Source organism: Ruegeria sp. BHSC276 (genome assembly GCF_059612945.1).
Genome location: NZ_JBXWRP010000003.1, coordinates 368138 through 387935, shown reverse-complemented (window position 1 = coordinate 387935; position 19798 = coordinate 368138). Strand labels below are relative to the sequence as shown.

General features: G+C 62.9%; 15 protein-coding genes. 4 read left to right on the top strand and 11 right to left on the bottom strand.

Annotation, left to right across the window (positions count from 1 at the left end):
• Nucleotides 1-49: 49 nt before the first annotated feature.
• The 5 genes from AC2FMD_RS05580 to yajC are packed head-to-tail and all read right to left on the bottom strand — an operon-like array spanning nucleotide 50 to nucleotide 4103.
• Nucleotides 50-403: an Mth938-like domain-containing protein gene (locus AC2FMD_RS05580; protein WP_496711953.1), complete on the bottom strand. Its 354-nt coding sequence runs from the start codon at nucleotides 401-403 to the stop codon at nucleotides 50-52.
• Between the two features lie 8 nt (nucleotides 404-411).
• On the bottom strand, nucleotides 412-1170 hold the full coding sequence (locus tag AC2FMD_RS05575; RefSeq protein ID WP_496740846.1) for a TSUP family transporter: 759 nt from the start codon (nucleotides 1168-1170) through the stop codon (nucleotides 412-414).
• The gene (gene secF / locus AC2FMD_RS05570; protein WP_496681258.1) at nucleotides 1151-2119 is read right to left on the bottom strand and encodes a protein translocase subunit SecF; all 969 of its coding nucleotides are present in this window, start codon (nucleotides 2117-2119) and stop codon (nucleotides 1151-1153) included. The genes AC2FMD_RS05575 and secF overlap by 20 nt, the downstream gene beginning before the upstream one ends.
• Nucleotide 2120: 1 nt before the next feature.
• Nucleotides 2121-3782, bottom strand: a complete 1662-nt coding sequence (secD, locus tag AC2FMD_RS05565; RefSeq protein WP_496686570.1) for a protein translocase subunit SecD — start codon at nucleotides 3780-3782, stop codon at nucleotides 2121-2123.
• Nucleotides 3783-3815: 33 nt separating this feature from the next.
• Entirely contained in the window at nucleotides 3816-4103 is a 288-nt protein-coding gene (gene yajC / locus AC2FMD_RS05560) for a preprotein translocase subunit YajC (protein WP_073279584.1), read from the bottom strand.
• A gap of 204 nt (nucleotides 4104-4307) precedes the next feature.
• On the opposite strand from yajC, the gene AC2FMD_RS05555 reads away from it, so the two are divergent.
• Together AC2FMD_RS05555 and serS are read left to right on the top strand one after the other, a co-directional pair.
• Nucleotides 4308-5969 (top strand): mechanosensitive ion channel family protein, encoded by a 1662-nt coding sequence (locus AC2FMD_RS05555; protein WP_496794784.1) that lies wholly within the window; start codon nucleotides 4308-4310, stop codon nucleotides 5967-5969.
• 78 nt (nucleotides 5970-6047) lie between these two features.
• Nucleotides 6048-7340, top strand: a complete 1293-nt coding sequence (serS, locus tag AC2FMD_RS05550; RefSeq protein WP_496740849.1) for a serine--tRNA ligase — start codon at nucleotides 6048-6050, stop codon at nucleotides 7338-7340.
• 40 nt (nucleotides 7341-7380) lie between these two features.
• On the opposite strand, the gene AC2FMD_RS05545 is transcribed toward serS, so the two are convergent.
• The 5 genes from AC2FMD_RS05545 to AC2FMD_RS05525 form a co-directional block, all read right to left on the bottom strand.
• Entirely contained in the window at nucleotides 7381-7908 is a 528-nt protein-coding gene (locus tag AC2FMD_RS05545) for a helix-hairpin-helix domain-containing protein (RefSeq protein WP_496740851.1), read from the bottom strand.
• Nucleotides 7909-7998: 90 nt separating this feature from the next.
• Nucleotides 7999-8985, bottom strand: coding sequence for a fatty acid desaturase (locus tag AC2FMD_RS05540; protein ID WP_496740853.1), 987 nt, complete (start codon nucleotides 8983-8985; stop codon nucleotides 7999-8001).
• 163 nt (nucleotides 8986-9148) lie between these two features.
• The gene (gene der, locus AC2FMD_RS05535; RefSeq protein ID WP_496740855.1) at nucleotides 9149-10603 is read right to left on the bottom strand and encodes a ribosome biogenesis GTPase Der; all 1455 of its coding nucleotides are present in this window, start codon (nucleotides 10601-10603) and stop codon (nucleotides 9149-9151) included.
• Nucleotides 10604-10651: 48 nt separating this feature from the next.
• A complete protein-coding gene (locus AC2FMD_RS05530; RefSeq protein WP_496794783.1) occupies nucleotides 10652-11974 on the bottom strand; it encodes a PQQ-like beta-propeller repeat protein in 1323 nt (440 codons plus the stop codon).
• Nucleotides 11975-12021: 47 nt separating this feature from the next.
• Nucleotides 12022-12693, bottom strand: coding sequence for a hypothetical protein (locus AC2FMD_RS05525; RefSeq protein WP_496794782.1), 672 nt, complete (start codon nucleotides 12691-12693; stop codon nucleotides 12022-12024).
• A gap of 222 nt (nucleotides 12694-12915) precedes the next feature.
• Here AC2FMD_RS05525 and AC2FMD_RS05520 point away from each other — a divergent pair, with 222 nt between their 5' ends.
• Nucleotides 12916-14142 carry an efflux RND transporter periplasmic adaptor subunit gene (locus AC2FMD_RS05520; RefSeq protein WP_496711947.1) on the top strand — a complete coding sequence of 409 codons (1227 nt, stop codon included), beginning with the start codon at nucleotides 12916-12918 and terminating at the stop codon, nucleotides 14140-14142.
• Complete coding sequence (locus tag AC2FMD_RS05515; protein ID WP_496794781.1) at nucleotides 14139-17921, top strand: efflux RND transporter permease subunit; 3783 nt, start codon at nucleotides 14139-14141, stop codon at nucleotides 17919-17921. Before AC2FMD_RS05520 ends, AC2FMD_RS05515 begins: the two co-directional genes overlap by 4 nt.
• A gap of 59 nt (nucleotides 17922-17980) precedes the next feature.
• Here AC2FMD_RS05515 and AC2FMD_RS05510 read toward each other — a convergent pair whose 3' ends face one another.
• Nucleotides 17981-19786 (bottom strand): ABCB family ABC transporter ATP-binding protein/permease, encoded by a 1806-nt coding sequence (locus AC2FMD_RS05510; RefSeq protein WP_496794850.1) that lies wholly within the window; start codon nucleotides 19784-19786, stop codon nucleotides 17981-17983.
• Between the last annotated feature and the right edge of the window lie 12 nt (nucleotides 19787-19798).

Sequence of the window (19798 nt, the reverse complement as noted above, 5' to 3'; positions counted from 1 at the left end):
GGGGCCAGCCCCTCACGCACCCCGGGATATTTGGGGCCAAATGAAGGGGTCAGACTGGCAACAGGGCCAGAGCGATCCGGCGGCCTTCGGACAACAGCACGTTGTAGGTGCGGCAGGCGGCGGGCGAGTTCATGATCTCGACCCCGATGCCGGCCTCCTCGAGGGCTGTGCGCAATTCGAACGGGATCTGCGACAGAACGGCGCCGGTGCCGATGAACAGCACGTCAATCTGCGCGGCGAGTCCCAGCAAGGGCGCCGGGTCCTGCAGGCCTGACCAAGGGCCGGTTCCGCTGGGGCCCGTCAGGACGGCGCCGTGGAACACCTGACCGCCGATGCGGAAGAATCCGGGGCCGTAGCCGTCTATTGGGGCGGCGTCGGTGAAAGTGATCTCGTTCAAGCGCATAAGGTCTTTTAGCCCCAAAGCGGCAGGCCCGACAAGGCCGATGCGGCGATGGCGACATAGGCAATAGCGCGGTAAAGGCGGTCTCGCGTCGGACGGAACAGCCATCCGCCCAGCCAATTGCCCAGCAAGTTCGGGATCGCAAGCGCCAGGCCCAGCACGGTCGTTTCAACCGTGAGGCGGCCCATCAAGCCGAGATATCCGAAGATCAGGAAATCGAAGGCAAACAGAAACAGAAGAACCGTCGCGCGAATGACCGCCACCGGCAGCGGCCGCGACATGTAGAACAGGATGACGGCAGGCCCGGGCAACCCCGCGACACCACCGAGGAAGCCCGCCGCCGCGCCGATGGCCGTGACCATGCCACGCCGGACCGGTCCGGTGTAGCGCAGGCCAAGGACCAGCGCCGCCAGCATGGAAAGACTGAGCGTGCTGACAGTATATCGGAACACCTCGGGCGGGACCTGCGACAGCACCCACAGACCCACCGGCAAGGTCAGGGCGCATCCCGTGATCAGCCGTGTCAGATCGGAGCGTTCGACATGGGCCCAGGCGCGGCGCAGGTTCGGCAGAGGGCCAAACACATCCATGCAGGTCAGGGCGATCAGGGCGCCGAACGGACCCAGATGCGGCGTTGCGAGGGGCAGAAAAACCAGCGCGGTGCCAAACCCAGTGAACCCGCGTACGATGCCGCCCAGAAGCGCCGCGAAAACGACAATGGCCAGCCCCGCAGGGGGCTGGCCGAACAGATCAGGCGTCGATATTGGCAAACTGGTTTCCGGCCGTGTTCGACGGCTTGGACCAGTCACGTTTGACCCCCAGCCACAGCAGGATGGTCGAGGCAACGAAGACCGACGAATAGGTCCCCACGATCACGCCCCAGATCATTGCGAAGACGAACCCACGGATCACGTCGCCGCCCAGGACATAGAGCGAGATCAGCGCCAACAGGGTGGTGACCGAGGTCATCACCGTCCGGCTGAGAGTCTCGTTGATCGAGAGGTTCAGAACCTCTTTCAGGTCTTTTTTCTTGTATTTGCGCAGATTTTCGCGCACCCGGTCGAAAACGACTACGGTGTCGTTCAGCGAATAGCCGACGATGGTCAGCAGGGCGGCGATGATCGCCAGATCGAAGCGGATCTGCAGTTCCGAGAAGATGCCGATCGTCAGCAGCACGTCATGCACCAGCGCGGCCACGGCACCCAGCGCGAACTGCCATTCGAAGCGCAGCCAGATGTAGACCAGCACCGCCCCGATCGCCAGAACCACGGCGATCACGGCGGTCTGGATCAACTCGCCCGAGACCTTGGGACCCACCGATTCGACTGACACGAACTGGATATCGGGCACGACGGCCCGCAACGCATCTTCGACCGCGGTGATGGTCGCGGCCGAGACGGCCTCGGCGTCGTCCTGTGCCTGAATGCGGATCATGGCCACGTTTTCATCCGGGCCGAAGGTGGGATCAAACACTTCGGTGATCGACACGTCGCCCAGGCCCAGCGGGGTGATCGCATCCCGGTACAGACCCACATCGATTTCCTGCGCACTTTGCGTACGGATCGTGGTGCCGCCGCGGAAGTCGATGCCAAAGTTCAGGCCCTGGAGCAGGAACGACGTGAAGGCGATGACCATCATCAGCCCTGAGATGCCCAGCCACAGCTTCCAGCGGCTGAAAAAATCGAACGAGGTGCTTTCGGGTACGAGTTTCAGTCTCATGTCAAACCTCGATCGTTTTCGGGCGGCGGCGCTCGAACCACATGACCACCATCAAGCGCGTCACGAAGATCGCGGTGAACACCGACGTCAGGATGCCCAGGCCCAATGTGATGGCAAAGCCGCGTACCGGACCACTGCCCATGGCGAACAGGATCACGGCGGTGATAAAAGTGGTGACGTTGGCGTCCAAAATGGCCGACAGCGCCTTTTCATAGCCCAGCTCGATCGCGCGGGCGGGGCCTTTCGACGATTTCAGTTCCTCGCGGATGCGCTCGAAGATCAGAACGTTGGCGTCCACCGCCATGCCCACCGTCAGAACGATGCCCGCAATGCCCGGCAGGGTCAGCGTTGCCCCGATCAGGGACAGAAGGCCAAAGATCAAGCCCACGTTGATCAGCAGCGCGATGTTGGCGAAGATGCCGAATAGGCCATAGCTGAGGGCCATGAAGACCAGCACCGCCGCGAAAGCAACGATGGTGGCCACCTTGCCCGCCTCGATGCTGTCCTGCCCCAATTCGGGGCCGATGGTGCGTTCTTCCAGGAACTCCAGCCCCGCGGGCAGTGCACCGGCTCGCAGCAGGACGGCCAGGTTGGTGCTTTCCTCGACGGTGAAATTGCCGGTGATGATGCCCGAGCCGCCGGGGATGTGGCTCTGGATGACCGGGGCCGAGATGACTTCGTCGTCCAGCACGATGGCGAAGGGCGCACCGATATTGTCACGGGTATAGTCGCCGAACTTGCGTGCACCCGTAGTATTGAACCGGAAACTGACGGCCGGGCGGCCGTTCTGGTCGAAGGACGGCTGCGCGTCCACCAGTTCCTCGCCAGTCACGACGGGGGCGGCCTCGATGGTGTAGTAAACGCCGTTTTCGTCGATCGAGGGCACGACCTTTTCGCCTATGCCCGCCGGGGCGTCAGGGTCCGTCCCGCGCGAGACCACGGGGTTGAAGGTCAACTGTGCGGTGGTGCCGATGATCTCTTTCAGTTCGCTGGCGCTGCCGATTCCGGGCACCTGGATCAGGATTCGGTCGGTGCCCTGGCGCTGGATCGTGGGTTCGCGGGTACCGACCTCGTCGATCCGGCGGCGCACGATCTCCAGCGCCTGGCGCACGGTGCGATCGTCAGAGGCCAGTTTCTCGGCCTCGGACAATTGCACCACGATGGTGTCGCCCTCGGCGCGCACGTCGATATCGGTGGCGCCCGCCCCGGTCAGGGATTGGATCGGGCGGGCCAGGCCACGCACCACCTCCAATGCGCGGGGCATGCCTTCGGGCTGACTGATGCGGATGCGAATCTCATCGGGCTCTGACGGCTGCCGGCGGATGGTGCCGACCTCGGAGCGCACGTCGCGCAGCGCGTTGCGGATTTCCGGCCACATGGCCTCCATCCGGGTTTCGTACACGTCGCTGACCTGCACTTCGGCCAACAGATGCGCACCGCCGCGCAGATCAAGCCCAAGGTTGACCAGCGACGAGGGCATCCAATTCGGCCATTGCGCGGCCTGCGTCTGCATCTCAGGGGTGTCGTTACCCAACTCAATAGCCGCCTTGGCGTCGTTCGATTGCTCGACCCGCGTGTAGAAGGCGTTCGGCAGGGCCAACAGCAAGCCAACCACGCAGACCAGCCAGATCAGGACCCGCTTCCAGGTGTCAATTTGCAGCATTACCCTGCCTTTTCCGTCGATTGTCGCGCGAAGTTACTTCGCCGGCTCGGTCTTGTTCAGAACCTGAGCGATGGTCGATTTGATCACGCGGACCTTCACGCCATCGGCGATTTCGACCTCGATCTCGTTCTCGCCTTCCTTGACCTTCGACACCTTGCCGATCAGGCCGCCCTGCGTGACCACCTGATCGCCACGGCGCACGGCCTCGACCATGGCCTGATGTTCCTTCATCTTTTTCTGCTGCGGACGGATCAGCAGGAAGTACATGATCGCAAAGATCAGAATGAGCGGGAGAAACTGGGCGATTGCGCCACCTTCCATGGGATATTCCTTTTTTCTTGAGGTCGCGGTCGGAGCGCCGCGAATTTGGCGGGAAACTATGCCCTGCAATCGACCTTTGCAAGCAACGCCGCCCCGGATTCGCGCGGTCATGGGGCAACGGCAGGGCACACCAAGGCAAAACGTTGCAGGAATACACTATGAACACCATTCGCCTCAGCTATATTCGAGCCGAGTGGAGGGCCCATGCGACATTTTTTCAAACCGCTGTTCAGATTGGCTCTTTTGCTGTGCACCCTCACCCTGACAGCGGTGGAGTCGCCCCCTGCCACCGCGCAAGAGGCCCCGCCCCAGCCTACCGATGCCGAGATCGCACAGGCCGAAGCATTCCGGGCCCCGGTGATCGTGGACGGCGATACGCTGTTTCACATTCGTGGGTCCAGCGCCCTGCCCGCCCCCGAACGGGCCGAGAACATACAGAACACCATCGTCACCGTGGCCGAGTCGTCGGACCGGCCTGACGTCAGCATCACCTTCGAAGAAACCGAGCTAGGCACCCGCATCCTGGCCGATGGGGTGATTGTCACGATCGTCACCGAGGCCGATGCCGAACTGGACCATATTGACCTGAAGGTCTTGACCGCCCTGCATGCCGACGCGATCCGCGAGGCGATCCGGTCTTATCGCGCCAACCGCACCGACGAGGCGCGCGTGTCCAGTGCGATCGAGGCCGGTGCCTGGACGCTGGGCTTTGCGGTGTTTGTCGTGACCATCCTGTGGCTACACCGGCGCATCCGACGCCGCACCTTGAGTGTTGTCCGGCGCTATCTGCGCGATGTCGAGGAAGCCACCGCCAAAAGCGTACAGGCCGAGGCCATCGCCGCCCTGATCCGGTACGCGCTGAGCTTCGTGCTTTTGGTCATCTTTTTCCTGGGCTTCTACTATTACCTGTCCTTCGTCCTTCTGGCTTTTGCCGAGACCCGGTATTTCGCCAATTTGCTGCTCACCTATCTGACCGAACCCGTGCTGCTGATCTTCAGGGGTATCATCAGCTATGTCCCGAACCTGATCATGCTGGCGCTGATCGCCTGGGTGACGATGTACATCATCAAGGGCATGCGCGTGTTCTTCGACGCGGTCGAGGCCGGAACCTTCGACTTGGGCGATTTCGAGAAACACTGGGTCAACCCCACGTTCAATATCGCCCGCGTTGTGGTGATCCTGATCGCGCTGGTCTTTGCCGTGCCCTACATACCGGGCTCGGATTCGGCTGCCTTCCAGGGGCTGACGATCCTGGTGGGCGCGATGCTGTCGCTGGGCGCGAATTCTGTGGTCAGCAACATGCTGGCGGGGCTGTTCGTGATCTACCGCCGGTCGACCTCGATCGGGGACCGCATCCAGATCGGCGACCATATCGGCGACGTCGTGCAGATCAAACTGATGGAAACCCATCTGAAATCCATCAAGAACGAATTGATCTCGATCCCTAACGCGCAACTGATGAACTCGGACGTGATCAATTTCTCCAAACCGACCGACGGCAACGGCCTTTTGGTGCACACCACCGTAGGGATCGGCTATGAGGAACCGCCGGAAATGATCGAGGCGATGCTGATCGAGGCGGCGCGGCGCACCAAGGGGCTCAAGGCCCGCCCAGCCCCGTTCGTTCTGTGGGCCGCGCTGGCCGACTATGCCATCAACTACCAGATCAACGCCTATACGACCCGCGGCAATTCGATCCCCAGGATACGCTCGGATCTCCACCGCAACATCGTGGCGGTGTTCAATGAAAACGGCGTGCAGATCATGACCCCGTCCTACATGGCCGATCCGCCCGAACCCAAGATTCCCTCGGCGCCATGGGATGGCCACCTTGCGCATGAAGCGAGCGAAGACACAGAGGATTGAGGCCAATCCGGTGCTACACCCCGCGCGCCAGATGGTGCATAAGCGGGCAAAGTGATTCATTTGCCAGGGATCTGAGCCATGCATGACATCCGCGCAATCCGCAAAAACCCAGCCGCTTTCGACGCTGCCCTTGCCCGCCGGGGCGAAGCGCCGATCTCGGCCGAGCTGTTGCGCTTGGATGAAGCCCGCCGCGCCAAGATCCTGGCCGCCGAAACCGCTCAGGCCGAGCAGAACAAGGCGAGCAAGGAAGTGGGCGCCGCCAAGGCCCGCGGCGACGAGGCCGAGTTCCAGCGCCTGCGCGCGCTGGTGGCCGAGAAGAAGGCCGAGATCGCCCGCATGCAGACCGAGGCCAAGGATCTGGACGCGCTGCTGACCGACCAGTTGATCCGCATTCCCAACCTGCCGGCCGAGGACGTGCCGGACGGCAAGGACGAAAACGACAATGTCGAGGTGAACCGCTGGGGCACCCCGCCCGAATTCGATTTCGACGCCAAAGAGCATTTCGAGATCGAAGCGGTCCAGAACGGCATGGATTTCGAAACCGCGGCCAAGCTGGCGGGCTCGCGTTTCGTGCTGCTTTCGGGGGGCGTCGCGCGCATTCACCGGGCTCTGGCGCAGTTCATGCTGGACACGCATATCAACGAGAACGGCCTGACCGAGGTGAACGCCCCGGTTCTGGTTCTGTCCGAGATGATGATGGGCACCGGCCAGTTGCCGAAATTCGGCGAGGATAGCTATCAGACCCGCGAGGGGTGGTGGCTGATTCCGACCTCCGAAGTGTCGCTGACCAACATCGTCAACGACACGATGATCGAGGAAAGCTATCTGCCGCGCCGCTACACCGCGCATTCGCTGTGCTTCCGCTCCGAGGCTGGTTCGGCCGGCAAGGACACGCGCGGGATGCTGCGACAGCACCAGTTCGAGAAGGTCGAGATGGTCTCGGTCACGCATCCGGACAAGTCGGACGAAGAGCAAAAGCGCATGCTGCGCTGCGCCGAGGGTATCCTGGAAAAGCTGGGCGTGCCCTATCGCACCGTGATCCTGTGCACAGGCGACATGGGCTTTGGCGCGCGCCGCACCTATGACATCGAGGCCTGGCTGCCGGGTCAGAACACCTATCGCGAGATCAGCTCGGTTTCCACCTGCGGTGATTTCCAGGCCCGCCGGATGAATGCGCGCTTCCGCCCCGAGGGCGGCGGCAAGCCGGAATACGTGCACACACTGAACGGCTCGGGGCTGGCCGTGGGGCGCTGCCTGATCGCAGTTTTGGAAAACGGCCAGCAGGCCGACGGGACCGTGGTCCTGCCCCAGGTGCTGGCCCCTTATCTGGGTGGCAAGCTGACCCTGCAAAAGGACGGCACGCTGGCCTGATCCGACACGAATCGCGACCTGACGACAGAAGGCGGAGAAGTTATTTCTTCTTCGCCTTTTTCTTTTCTTTCTTGGATTTCTTGGACTTACCGTCCTTTTTTGACGCCTTGCCGTCTTTCTTCGACTTCTTATCCTTTTTTGTCTTGGACTTGATCTTTTCTTTGGCTTTCTGGATTGCCGCCTCCATCTCCTTCTTCTTTTTGGCGGCTTTCTCGGCTTTGGCCTTGGCCTTGGCTTTCTTGCGGGCCTTGGCGTCCGCGGCGGCTTTCTCGGCGTCGTCTTCAGCGACTTGCGTCGGTGCCTGTGACTTGCCTGAAACCGCGCGGCCCGAGTTCGGCCTCGGCTTGGTTGTTGTTCGGGCGTTTGGCTTGGCGGGCGTTGCGCCATCTGAAACCGCTTGGTTTGCAGCCAAGATCAACGCTTGCGCGCGCCGTTTGCCGATAAGCGGAACAGCGATCAGGTTTTCAGGATCAGCACTGGCAAGGTCCTGCGCGGTCTTGATTCCCTGACGTGACAGCTCCTGACCCAAAGCCTTGCCCACACCACGCACGTTCGTCACTGATGTCATTCAAATGTCCTTTCAAGTTCGAGGGCAGCGATCCAGTCCGCGCGCCATGCCAAACACTACGCCCAACGGATGGCATCTGCGGCCCGAATATCAATTGACGGGTGCGAAGCTGCCCGAGTTGTTCTTTTTTGGGAATGGAACCAAACGCTTTGCATCTTCGTCCCAAAGTTTCAGGTTCAGCGCGGCCAGGGCCTCGGGGAACTTGATCCGGCGCGGCGTGTATTCCTCCGGCAGGTTGTAGTGGCAGGCTCGCAACCGATAGGACGGGATGCGCGCGTTGAAGTGGTGGATGTCGTGCAAGGTGATGCAAGCCACCGCCATGTCGAACCACCATCCGAAATCCAGCGCCGACGACCCCTGCAGCGCCGCAAGCTGCGGATCCAGATCCGGGCGGCGATCCCAGTAGGTATCCTCGAAATTGTGCTGCAGATAAACTAGGAACACGCCCAGCATGCCGCCCAACAGTGAAAACACTAGCCAGACCAGAATGCCGGTCAGCCCGGCAATCCAGTAAAGCAACCCCAGGAACACCACGATCGATAGGTTGTGCAGCAGCACGCCGCGTACCCCGAACCGCATCGTGTTCTTGGGCCAGCGATAGCGGATGAAATAGGTGAACAACGCCCCGACCGGCACGAGGATGAACGGGTTTCGGTACAGACGATAAAACAGCCGCGTGTTCCAGTCGGCCGCGTTCCATTCGCGCAGGGTCATGGTGTGGATCTCACCGGTTTCGCGATGTTCCAGATTGCCGATGCCCGCATGGTGCAGATTGTGGTTCTGTTTCATCACCTCGAACGGCGCAAAGGTGAACGGCGACAGGACATGGCCGGCCCATTCGTTCTGCCGTCGGGTTTCAAACAGAGAATGATGCCCGCAGTCGTGCTGCAGCACGTACAGCCGAACGGCGGAAAACGCGAACACCACCCCGGCCGGGATCAGGATGTACCAGCGGTCGACATGGGCGATCGCCAGCGCCAGCGACGCGAAATAAACCGCAAAGGTTCCAAAGTAACTCAGTGCAGCAAGCCGATTGTCCTGCACCGCATATTGCCTTGTGTACTCTCTCAGATCCATCCAGCCCGCTCCCCACGATGGTCCGGTTCAATAGTTCCTTCGAAAACAAGCATGCGAGTCCCGCGCACAAGCTGCACGCGAATTGGGTGCGCACCAGCAAATGCTAGCGCGATGTGTGGGGCCTGTCACGTCCCACACCTGAAAATGCATAAAATTGGCGCGGTTACGCCCTGCCCTTGAGATGTTTGGCCAGCGCGCCGGCATTTTTCTTTCGCCGGCCCTTGTACGGGTTCTTGTCCCCCTGGCCGCGCAGGGTCAGACGGATCGGGGTGCCCGGCATGTCGAAATCATCGCGCAGGCCGTTGACCAGATAGCGCGTATAGCTGGCCGGCATCTTGTCGGGGTGCGAGCACATCACCACGAACCCCGGCGGGCGGGTCTTGGCCTGGGTCATGTAACGCAGCTTGATCCGGCGACCCTGCGGGGCGGGCGGCGGGTGCTGTTCCAGCATCGCCGTCAGCCAGCGGTTCAGGGCCGCGGTCGGAATGCGGCGGTTCCAGACATCATGGGCGCGCAGGATCGCGTCGTGCAGGCGGTCCAGCCCGCGCCCGGTCTTGGCCGAGACCGTCACCAGCGGCGCGCCGCGCAGTTGCGGTAGCAGGCGCTCGAAGGCCTCCTTGAGCTCGCGCAGCTTTTCCTGCTTGTGCTCTTCGACGTCCCACTTGTTGACCGCGACCACCACGGCGCGGCCCTCGCGCTCGGCCAGGTCGGCGATGCGCAAATCCTGCTGTTCGAACGGGATCGCGGCGTCCAGCAGCACCACGACGACCTCGGCGAATTTGACGGCGCGCAGCCCGTCCGAGACCGACAGCTTTTCCAGCTTTTCCTGCACTTTGGCCTTCTTGCGCATGCCTGCAGTGTCAAAGATGCGCATGGGCGTACCGTTCCAGTCGATGCGCAGGCTGATTGCATCGCGGGTGATCCCGGCCTCGGGGCCGGTCAGCAGACGGTCTTCGCCCAAGATCTTGTTGATCAACGTGGACTTGCCCGCATTGGGTCGGCCGACCACGGCCACTTGCAGAGGCTTCGCGGCGGTGATCGCGGGGGTCTCGCCCTCGGTCTCTCCGGCCTCGTCCAGATCAACGTCGGTATCGGGGGCCTCCTCGGCCTGCTTTTCCTCCATAGCGTCGGCCAAAGGCATCAACGCAGCGTAGAGGTCGGTCATGCCCTCGCCATGTTCCCCCGACAAACGGATCGGCTCGCCCAGTCCAAGGCCGTAGGCCTCGAGCACGCCAGCATCGGCCGCCGCGCCCTCGGCCTTGTTGGCCGCCAGGATCACGTGCTTTGAGCGTTTGCGCAGGATCTCGGCGAACAGCTCGTCGGTGGGGGTGACGCCCGTGCGCGCGTCGATCATGAACAGGCAGACATCGACCATATCCACCGCGCGTTCGGTCAGGCGCCGCATCCGGCCCTGAAGGCTGTCGTCAGTGGCGTCCTCCAGCCCCGCGGTGTCGATCACGGTAAAGCGCAGGTCGCCCAGCCGCCCCTCGCCCTCGCGGAGGTCGCGGGTGACGCCGGGCTGGTCATCGACCAGCGCAAGGCGCTTACCCACAAGGCGGTTGAACAGGGTGGATTTGCCCACATTGGGGCGCCCCACGATGGCGAGGGTCAAAGACATGATACTCTACTTTCAAGACTCAGACGCGCCCTTTAGCGCATCTTGCCGTTAACGGAAAGCGTGCAGTTGCCCCTTGGTCGAAACCACATAGAGGGTCTGCCCGGCAACGACCGGGGTCGTGGTGGCGCCGCCCGGCACCTCGACCTGGTGCACCAGGGCACCGTCCACCGGATTGAAGAACCGCAAATACCCGTCATTCGAAGCGACGACGATCCGACTGCCGGCCATGATCGGGCCGTAATGCGCGAAGATCGGGCCACGCTTGCCGGGCTTGTCCTTGACGAAGCCCGGAAGATCAACGGCCCAGACCACCGAACCGTCGGCGGCATCGAGCCGCACCAGTTGGCTGCGGTCGCTGATCAGGAACACGCTGTTGCCGGCCGGCCAGACGGTATCGACCGCGCCCTCGAAAGCCGTCCACTTGCGCTCGCCGGATTCGGCCTCGAGCGCGACGGTGCGGCCGGAATGGTTGCCGATATAGATCGTGTTTCCTGCCACGATCGGCCCGCCGGTCACATCCAGGATCTGCGCCGCGGCGCGCCCGCGCCGCCCACCGGCGACCGAGCTGTTCCAGCGGCGGATGCCGCCCTTGCGGAAGGCCGCGGCGACGTCGCCGGACCCGAAGGCAAAGACCACGAATTCCGAGGCCAGCACCGGCGCCGGCGCCCCCAAAACGTTGCCAACGCTGGGGATGCCCTCGATCTGCCACAGAACGCGCCCGTCCTTTATGTCGATGGCCCAGCCGGTCTGGTCTCCGGCGACCAGATACAGCAGACCGCCGGACACCAGCGGTGCGCCGCTGCCGGTCGCGTCCAGTTTCTGCTGCCAGCGGATCGCGCCCGTCTTGGTGTCAAGCGCCGTCAGCCGGCCAAAGCCCGACGAGACGTACAGAACGCCGTCGGCATGGGCCAGACCGCCACCGGTGGCCTGATCGTCCCGCTCGGTCGGCGGTACCAGGTTGGTGCTCCACGCCACCTGCCCCTGCGGGGACACCGCTGAGACCGTCGCACCGGAATCCAACGTGTAGATCAGGCCGCCCGCCACCACCGGCTCGGCTGTGATACGCTGCTTGCGCCCATCACCCTTGCCGATATCGACGGACCAGACACGCTGAGGTGTGGCTGACAGCGCCGCATTCGTGGTGCGGAAGGACTGGGTGCCGGGGCTTTGCGCCCAGGCAGTGTTGCGCTGCGATGCAGGCAGGCTGATCGGTTTGGCCCCGCTGCGCTGGACGGTTTCAAGATCCTGGGACGGGCGAATGTCTTCGCGCTCTCCGGGCAGGATGACTTCGGGCTCTTCGCAGGCACTCAAAGCAGTCAGGGCGATTGCCGCAACCGTCAAGCCAACGCGGGAAATAAGTGGTTTTGACATGGAAATCGGTACTCGCCTGTCTTGCGTTGCGTGCTGGCTGTCGCGCCTCAACCCTGTTGAGCCACGACCGGTTCGGGCGTGCCGCCCAGTGCAACGATCAGTTGCCCGGCCCGCTGCCGGATTTCGGTTCCGGCCTCGGCATCCTGGCGCAAAGCCTGCAGCCGGTCCAGCGCGGCCTGTACGTCACCCTCGGCGACGTCGATCAGGGCCAGCTGCTCTTGGGCCAGCAGGCGCAAAGGCGCGCCCGGCACGGCCAGCGCCTCGAACTGCTGACGCCGATCCGCCGCCGGCAAGGTATCGGCCTGCAGCAACAGCGCCTTGAAGCTAGCGATCGCGCGATAGATCTCTGGCAGGTCACCCTGTACGGCTATGGCGTTCAGACGCTCGACCGCTTGGGGAGCCGACCCCGCCTCAGCCCGCGAGGCCGACAAAAGGAAGTTCACCACCGTGTCGCCGCCGGGCGCATGGGCCTCGATCCCCTCGAGCGTCGCCGCGCGGTCCGCGGGTTCGTTCTGAACCATCGCCGCCACAATCGCGTCGCCCAGATCCTGGGCCTGAGCGGTGCTGCGGGCCTTGCGGTATTCGTTGAAGGCGGCGCCCCCGACGATCAGCACCACCAAGGCCACGCCGACCCAGCCCCACCGGCGCAACAGCATGTAAAGCCTGTCGCGGCGCACCTCTTTGGTGACTTCATCAATGAAACTGTCGACGTCGCTCATTCCTGCCCCCGGGGGATTTCGTCATCTGTCTGGCGACATGTCATACCCCGCCGCCACCATCAAGCCAAGTGGCACAAATGCACAAATGCATGGCGTGCGGCCCCTCTTGCGAAAGAAATTGAACCGAACTATTCAGTTCAGTATGGACAAGTGACCCGGTCCACCCCATCTCTTGCCACACGTTTGTGGATTTAAGGCCCCAATTTCAAGGAGAGACACGGCATGCGGTTGATATCCCTGATCAACGCCGTTCTGGTCATAGTAGCGTTGTATTTTCTGGTATTTGAACGCGATGCCCTGTTTGCCTTTGCCGGCCGCGAAGGTCCGGCCACTCAGACCGAGGCCTCGGCCGAGGCCGTCGAAACCGCCCCGACCAAGGCCATTCGGGTCGTGGCCCTGCGCTCGACCGCCCGCGAGATCGACAGCGCCGTTCTGCTGCGTGGCCAGACCAAGGCCAACCGCCAGGTGCAGGTCCTGGCCGAAACCACGTCGACCGTGATCTCGGAACCGATGCGCAAGGGCGCCTTCGTCGAGCCCGGCGACGTCATGTGCCAGCTTGATCCCGGCCCGCGCCCGGCCCAACTGGAACAGGCCAAGGCCACCCTGGCCGAGGCGCAAAGCCGCATCCCCGAGGCCGAGGCCAAGTTGCAAGAGGCCACTGCGCGCGTCGCCGAGGCTGAAATCAATCTGCGCGCCGCCCGCAAACTGTCCGAGACCGGATTTGGATCGGAAACCCGCAAGATTTCCGCCGAAGCAGAAATGGCCGCCGCCCTGGCCGGAGTTAAATCGGCCGAGGCACAACTGAAATCGACCCAAGCCAGCATCGAGGGGGCCGAAGCCTCGGTGGACGCGGCCCAGCTTGAGGTAGACCGCCTGACGATCAAGGCGCCGTTCCGGGGCCTGCTGGAAAGCGACGCCGCCGAGCTGGGCAGTCTGATGCAGCCCGGATCGCTGTGCGCGACCGTGATCCAGCTGGACCCGATCAAGTTGGTCGGGTTCGTCCCCGAAACCTCGGTCAACCGCATCACGGTCGGCGCCCCGGCGCAGGCACAACTGGTGACCGGCCTGCAGGTCGAGGGCCGCGTGACCTTCCTCAGCAGGTCCGCCGACGAGACCACCCGCACCTTCGAGGTGGAAATCACCGTGCCCAACCCCGAACTGCTGATCCGCGACGGGCAGACCGCCAGCATCCAAATCGCCGCCGAAGGTGCCAAGGCGCATCTGCTGCCGCAATCGGCGCTGACCCTCAACAACGAGGGTCAATTGGGCGTGCGCACCGTCGGATCGGGCAACATCGTGAACTTCCTGCCCATCCGCCTGCTGCGCGACAGCGCCGACGGGGTTTGGGTGGGCGGACTGCCTGAAACCGCCGACGTCATCGTGGTCGGCCAGGAATTCGTGACCGCCGGCGTTGCCGTCGAGCCGACCTATCGGGATGCGTCGCAATGACCGGTATCGTCTCTTGGGCCGCCGATCGGGCCCGCATGGTTCTGGCGTTCATCGCAATCTCGCTGATCATCGGCGGCTATGCCTATGTCGGCCTGCCCAAAGAGGGCGAGCCGGACATCGAGATTCCCGCCTTGTTCGTGTCGGTGCAGTTTCCCGGCATATCGGCCGAGGACAGTGAAAACCTGCTGATCAAGCCGATGGAAACCGAGCTTGCGGATCTGGACGGCCTGAAGGAAATGACCGCCACCGCCGCCGAAGGTTACGCCGGGATCGCGCTCGAGTTCGACTTTGGTTGGGACAAGACCGCCATCACCGCAGACGTGCGCGACGCGATGAACAGCGCCCAGGCCAAGTTCCCCGAAGGCGCCGAGCAATACACGCTGACCGAGATCAACTTCTCGGAATTCCCGATCGTCATCGTGAACCTGTCGGGCCCGGTGCCCGAACGCACCATGGCGCGCATCGCGAAAGATCTGCAGGATGACCTCGAAGCACTGGATTCCGTGCTCGAGGCCGGGATCGCGGGCAACCGGGACGAGATGCTGGAAGTGATCATCGATCCGCTGCGGCTTGAGGCGTACAACGTCACCGCAGCAGAGCTGATCAACGTGGTACGGAACAACAACCAGCTGATCGCCGCGGGCGAAGTCGAAACCGAACAAGGTGCGTTTTCGGTCAAGATCCCATCGTCGTTCAAGACGCCCGAAGACGTCTACGGCCTGCCGATAAAGGTCAATGGCGACCGGGTCGTGACCCTGGGCGAACTGGCCGAGATCAACTACACCTTCGAAGACCGCGAAGGGACCGCCCGGTTCAACGGCGAACCGACCGTGGCGCTGCAGGTGGTCAAGCGCAAAGGCTTCAACCTGATCGACACCGTGGCCCAGGTGAAGGAAACCGTCGCCAAGGCCGAAACGAAATGGCCCCCCGAGTTGCAGGCGGCGGTGGATGTCGGCACGTCGAACGACCAGAGCCGCATCGTGGGTTCGATGGTCAGCCAGCTGGAAGGCTCGGTCCTGACGGCCATCGCACTGGTGATGATCGTGGTTCTGGCTTCTTTGGGTACCCGGGCGGCGCTGCTGGTGGGCTTCGCGATACCGACCTCGTTCCTCTTGTGCTTTGCCTTCCTGGCGATCATGGGGGTCAGCATCTCGAACATCGTGATGTTCGGCCTGATCCTGGCCGTGGGGATGTTGGTCGATGGCGCGATCGTGGTGGTGGAATATGCCGACAAGCGCATCGCCGAGGGTGTCGGCCCCATGCACGCCTATGTCGAGGCCGCGCAGCGGATGTTCTGGCCTATCGTCTCGTCCACCGCGACGACGCTGTGCGCCTTTCTGCCCATGCTGTTCTGGCCCGGCATTCCGGGCGAGTTCATGGGGATGCTGCCGGTCACGCTGATCTTCGTTCTGTCGGCCTCGCTGATCGTGGCGCTGATCTATCTGCCGGTGATGGGCGGTGTATCTGGCCGGTTGAGCCGCGTGTTCGACCGCAGCTCGAACTGGCTGCGCGCGCGGACGCCCTGGTGGGTGCGTGCCATCATGGTGCCGCCGGCGGTCTACATGATCTTCCTGGGCGCGATGCAGTTGCTGAATCCCACGTATCTGTTGCCGGAAGGCGCAGGCGGTGGGTTCTTGCTGGGCGTGGTGCTATTCCTGTTCGGCGCCTTTGCCGGATCGGTCACGCTCAGCGCGGCCAGGATCGAGCGCAAGCCGGATGAGCGCGTGCAAACGGCCAAGGAACATACGCCCTTTGGTTATGTCATCAAGTTTCTTGTCGGCAATCCGATCATGCCCATCGTCTCGATCGTGGCAGTAGGATTCGCGGTGATGACAGTGATGACCATGTACGGCCAGAACAACCGCGGTGTCGAATTCTTCGTCGAAAGCGAGCCGGAACAGGCCACCGCCTATGTCCGCGCACGGGGCAACCTGTCGCTGGCCGAAAAGGACGCGCTGGTCTTCGAAGCAGAACAGGTGATCAGCCAGCATCCGGCGGTGATCAACGTGTTCTCGTTCGCCGGTGAAGGCGGCCTGAACCAGAACACCGGCGGGGCGCAGGCTCCGGCGGACACGGTGGGCCGCGTGCAGTTCGAGATCATCCCGTGGGAGGATCGCCCGAACGTGTCAGAACCTGTCGCAGGCGGATTGTTCGAGAAGCACACCGTCGCGCCCGAGTATGACGGCGATTTCGTGATCGACCAGTTGAACGCCGAACTGGCCAAGCTGCCGGGTTTCGTGGTCGAGATCCTGCCTCTGGAACAGGGTCCGGCCTCGGCCAAGCCCGTGCACCTGCGGATCAAGGGCGACGACTGGGATGACCTGACCAGCGCGACGCTGACCGCGCGCGAAATGTTCGAAAACACCCCGGGCCTGATCAAGATCGAGGACACCCTGCCCCTGCCCGGCATCGACTGGCAGATCGACGTCGACGTGGCCAAGGCCGGCCGGTTCGGTGCCGACGTGGCCACCGTCGGAGCGATGGTGCAGTTGGTGACCCGTGGCATCCTGCTGGGCGAAATGCGCCCCGAAAGCGTGGATGAAGAGATCGAGATCCGCGTGCGTCTGCCCGATCAGGATCGGGTCCTTTCCACGTTGGATACGCTCAAGGTGCGTACTCCGGACGGGCTGGTGCCTTTGTCGAACTTCATCACCCGCAAACCGGTGGCAAAGCTGGCCCAGATCAATCGGGTGGATCAAGAGCGCTATTACGACGTCAAGGCCGACGTGGAGTCCGGTCTGAGCAAAGTGGTGATCGACACCCCGGACGGAGAACAGCGACTGGCCGTTGTACGCGAAGTGACCGAAGGCTCGAAACCTGAAAGTGCGACGATCAACGGCGCGGATGGCACGGCCTATACTCTGGTTCAGTTGACCGGTGCGGACAGCTTGCAGGAGGTGCAGACCGCCATTGATGACGGCGACGCCCGCCTGACTCTGATCAACCCGAACGAACGGATCGCGGTACTGACCGAGTGGCTGGACACTCAGCCCTTTGCCAACACGATCACCTGGGAATGGACCGGAGATCAGGAAGACCAGGCCGAAAGCCAGGCCTTCCTCTCCAGCGCCTTCCTGGCCGCGCTGGGTCTGATGTTCGTGATCCTGCTGGCACAGTTCAACTCGTTCTACAACTCGGTGCTGGTGCTGCTGGCGGTGGTTCTGTCCACCACCGGCGTGCTGATCGGGATGATGGTGATGCAACAACCCTTCTCGATCATCATGACCGGGACGGGCATCGTGGCGCTGGCGGGGATCGTGGTGAACAACAACATCGTTCTGATCGACACCTACCAGGAATACAGCCGCTACATGCCCCGGATCGACGCCATCGTGCGCACGGCCGAGGCGCGAATTCGTCCGGTTCTGCTGACCACGTTGACCACGATGGCCGGCCTGACACCGATGATGTTCGGCCTGTCGCTGGACTTCATCAATGGCGGCTATTCGATCGACAGCCCCACCGCGTTGTGGTGGAAACAGCTGGCGACGGCGGTGGTGTTCGGCTTGGGTATCGCCACGGTTCTGACACTGATCGTGACGCCCTCGTTCCTGGCGTTGCGGGTGTGGGTGACCACCTATGCCATATGGCTGGGCAAGCTGTTGGCCCGCGTGACCGCCGGCCGATCCAGCCAGATCGCGCAGGACATGGCGATCGGAGACACGGCCCGCCGGATGCAGGCGACGGAAATCGTCTGGACCGAGGATGAGGGTGCCGATGCAGATGCCGAGCAAAACCCGGGCGACACACCGGGGCATCCGCTGAAAGCGGCAGAGTAACACAGGAAACGGGCCGGTTCTGCCGGCCCGTTTTCGTTTGATCCATAACCGCAGGGGTTTCAGGCCGCTTGAGTATCCGATTGCTGGCGGTTCCACAGCTGGGCATAACGCCCTTCACGGCGCAACAGTTCGTCGTGGGTGCCCTGCTCGATGATCTCGCCCTTTTCCAGAACAACGATCTGGTCGGCCTCGGCAATCGTGCTCAGGCGGTGGGCGATGGTGATCACCGTGCGCCCCTCGCCTGCGCGGGCCAAGGCATCCTTGATGTCCTGCTCGGTGTCGGTATCCAGCGCGCTCGTGGCCTCGTCCAACAGCAAGATCGGCGGGTTCTTCAACAGCGTCCGCGCAATGCCCACGCGCTGTTTCTCGCCGCCTGACAGCTTCAGGCCACGCTCACCCACCTTGGTATCGTACCCCTCGGGCAGCGAGGTGATGAATTCGTGGATCTGGGCGGCCTGTGCGGCGGCTTCGATCTCGGCCTGCGAGGCCCCCTCGCGGCCATAGGCGATGTTGTACCGGATCGTGTCGTTGAACAGCACCGTGTCCTGCGGCACCACGCCGATGGCGGCGTGCAGGCTTTCCTGCGTCACGTCGCGCACATCCTGCCCGTCGATCCGCAACGCGCCTTGGGTTACGTCGTAGAACCGGAACAGCAGGCGCCCGATGGTGGATTTGCCCGAGCCGGTCGCGCCCACGATAGCCACGGTCTGCCCCCCCGGCACCACCAGAGAGACGCCGCGCAGGATCTCGCGGTCCGGGTCATAGCCAAAATGCACATGGTCCAGTTCGACCCGGCCTTCGGTGATTTGCAGGGGCTTGGCGTCTGGCCTGTCCACCACTTCGGCCGGCTGCTCCAGCAGCTGAAACATCTGGCCCATGTCGACGAGGGCCTGACGGATCTCGCGGTAGACGGTGCCCAGAAAATTCAGCGGCACGGTGATCTGGATCATGTAGGCGTTGACCATCACGAAATCGCCCACCGTCAACTGCCCGTTCTGAACGCCGATCGCGGCCAGAACCATCACCCCGATCAACCCACAGGTGATCAGGAAGGACTGACCGAAATTCAGGAAGGCCAGCGAATATGCCGTTTTCAACGCGGCCTGCGCATAAGCCTTCATCGACACGTCATATCGTTCAGCTTCGCGCCGCTCGGCGTTGAAATACTTGACGGTTTCGAAATTCAGCAGGCTGTCGATGGCGCGCTGGTTGGCCTCGGTGTCCTGGTCATTCATCTCGCGCCGCAGCTTCACGCGCCATTCGGTGACCGTGAAGGTGAACCAGATGTACAGCGCGATGGTGACGGCCACCACGACCAGATACCAGACGTCAAACAGCCACATCAAAACCACCGCCACCAGCAGCAGTTCAAGGATCAGCGGGCCGATCGAAAACAGCAGGAAGCGCAGCAGGAACTCCACGCCCTTGACCCCGCGCTCGATGATCCGGCTGAGGCCGCCCGTCCGGCGGGTCACATGGTAGCGCATCGACAGCTGGTGGATGTGCTGGAAGGTTTCCAGCGCCAGAGCCCGCAGAGCGCGTTGCCCCACCGGCGCGAACAGCGCATCGCGCAACTGCTGAAACCCCACGGTCATCATCCGCGCCATACCATAGGCCACGGTCAGCCCAACGGCGCCCAGCGCCAGCGGCGGCACACCCTCGCCCGCCAAGGCATCGACCGCGCCCTTATACAGGATCGGCGTATAGACCGCGATCAGCTTGGCCAGCACCAGCATGGCCATGGCCAACACCACGCGCCGCTTGACCCAGGGCTCGTCCGCCGGCCACAGATAGGGAGCGACCTTGCGGATGGTTATCCATCCCGACTTGCGTTCGTCCATCTGTGGCAGGTCATCGGAATGCATCGGCGCAAGTCT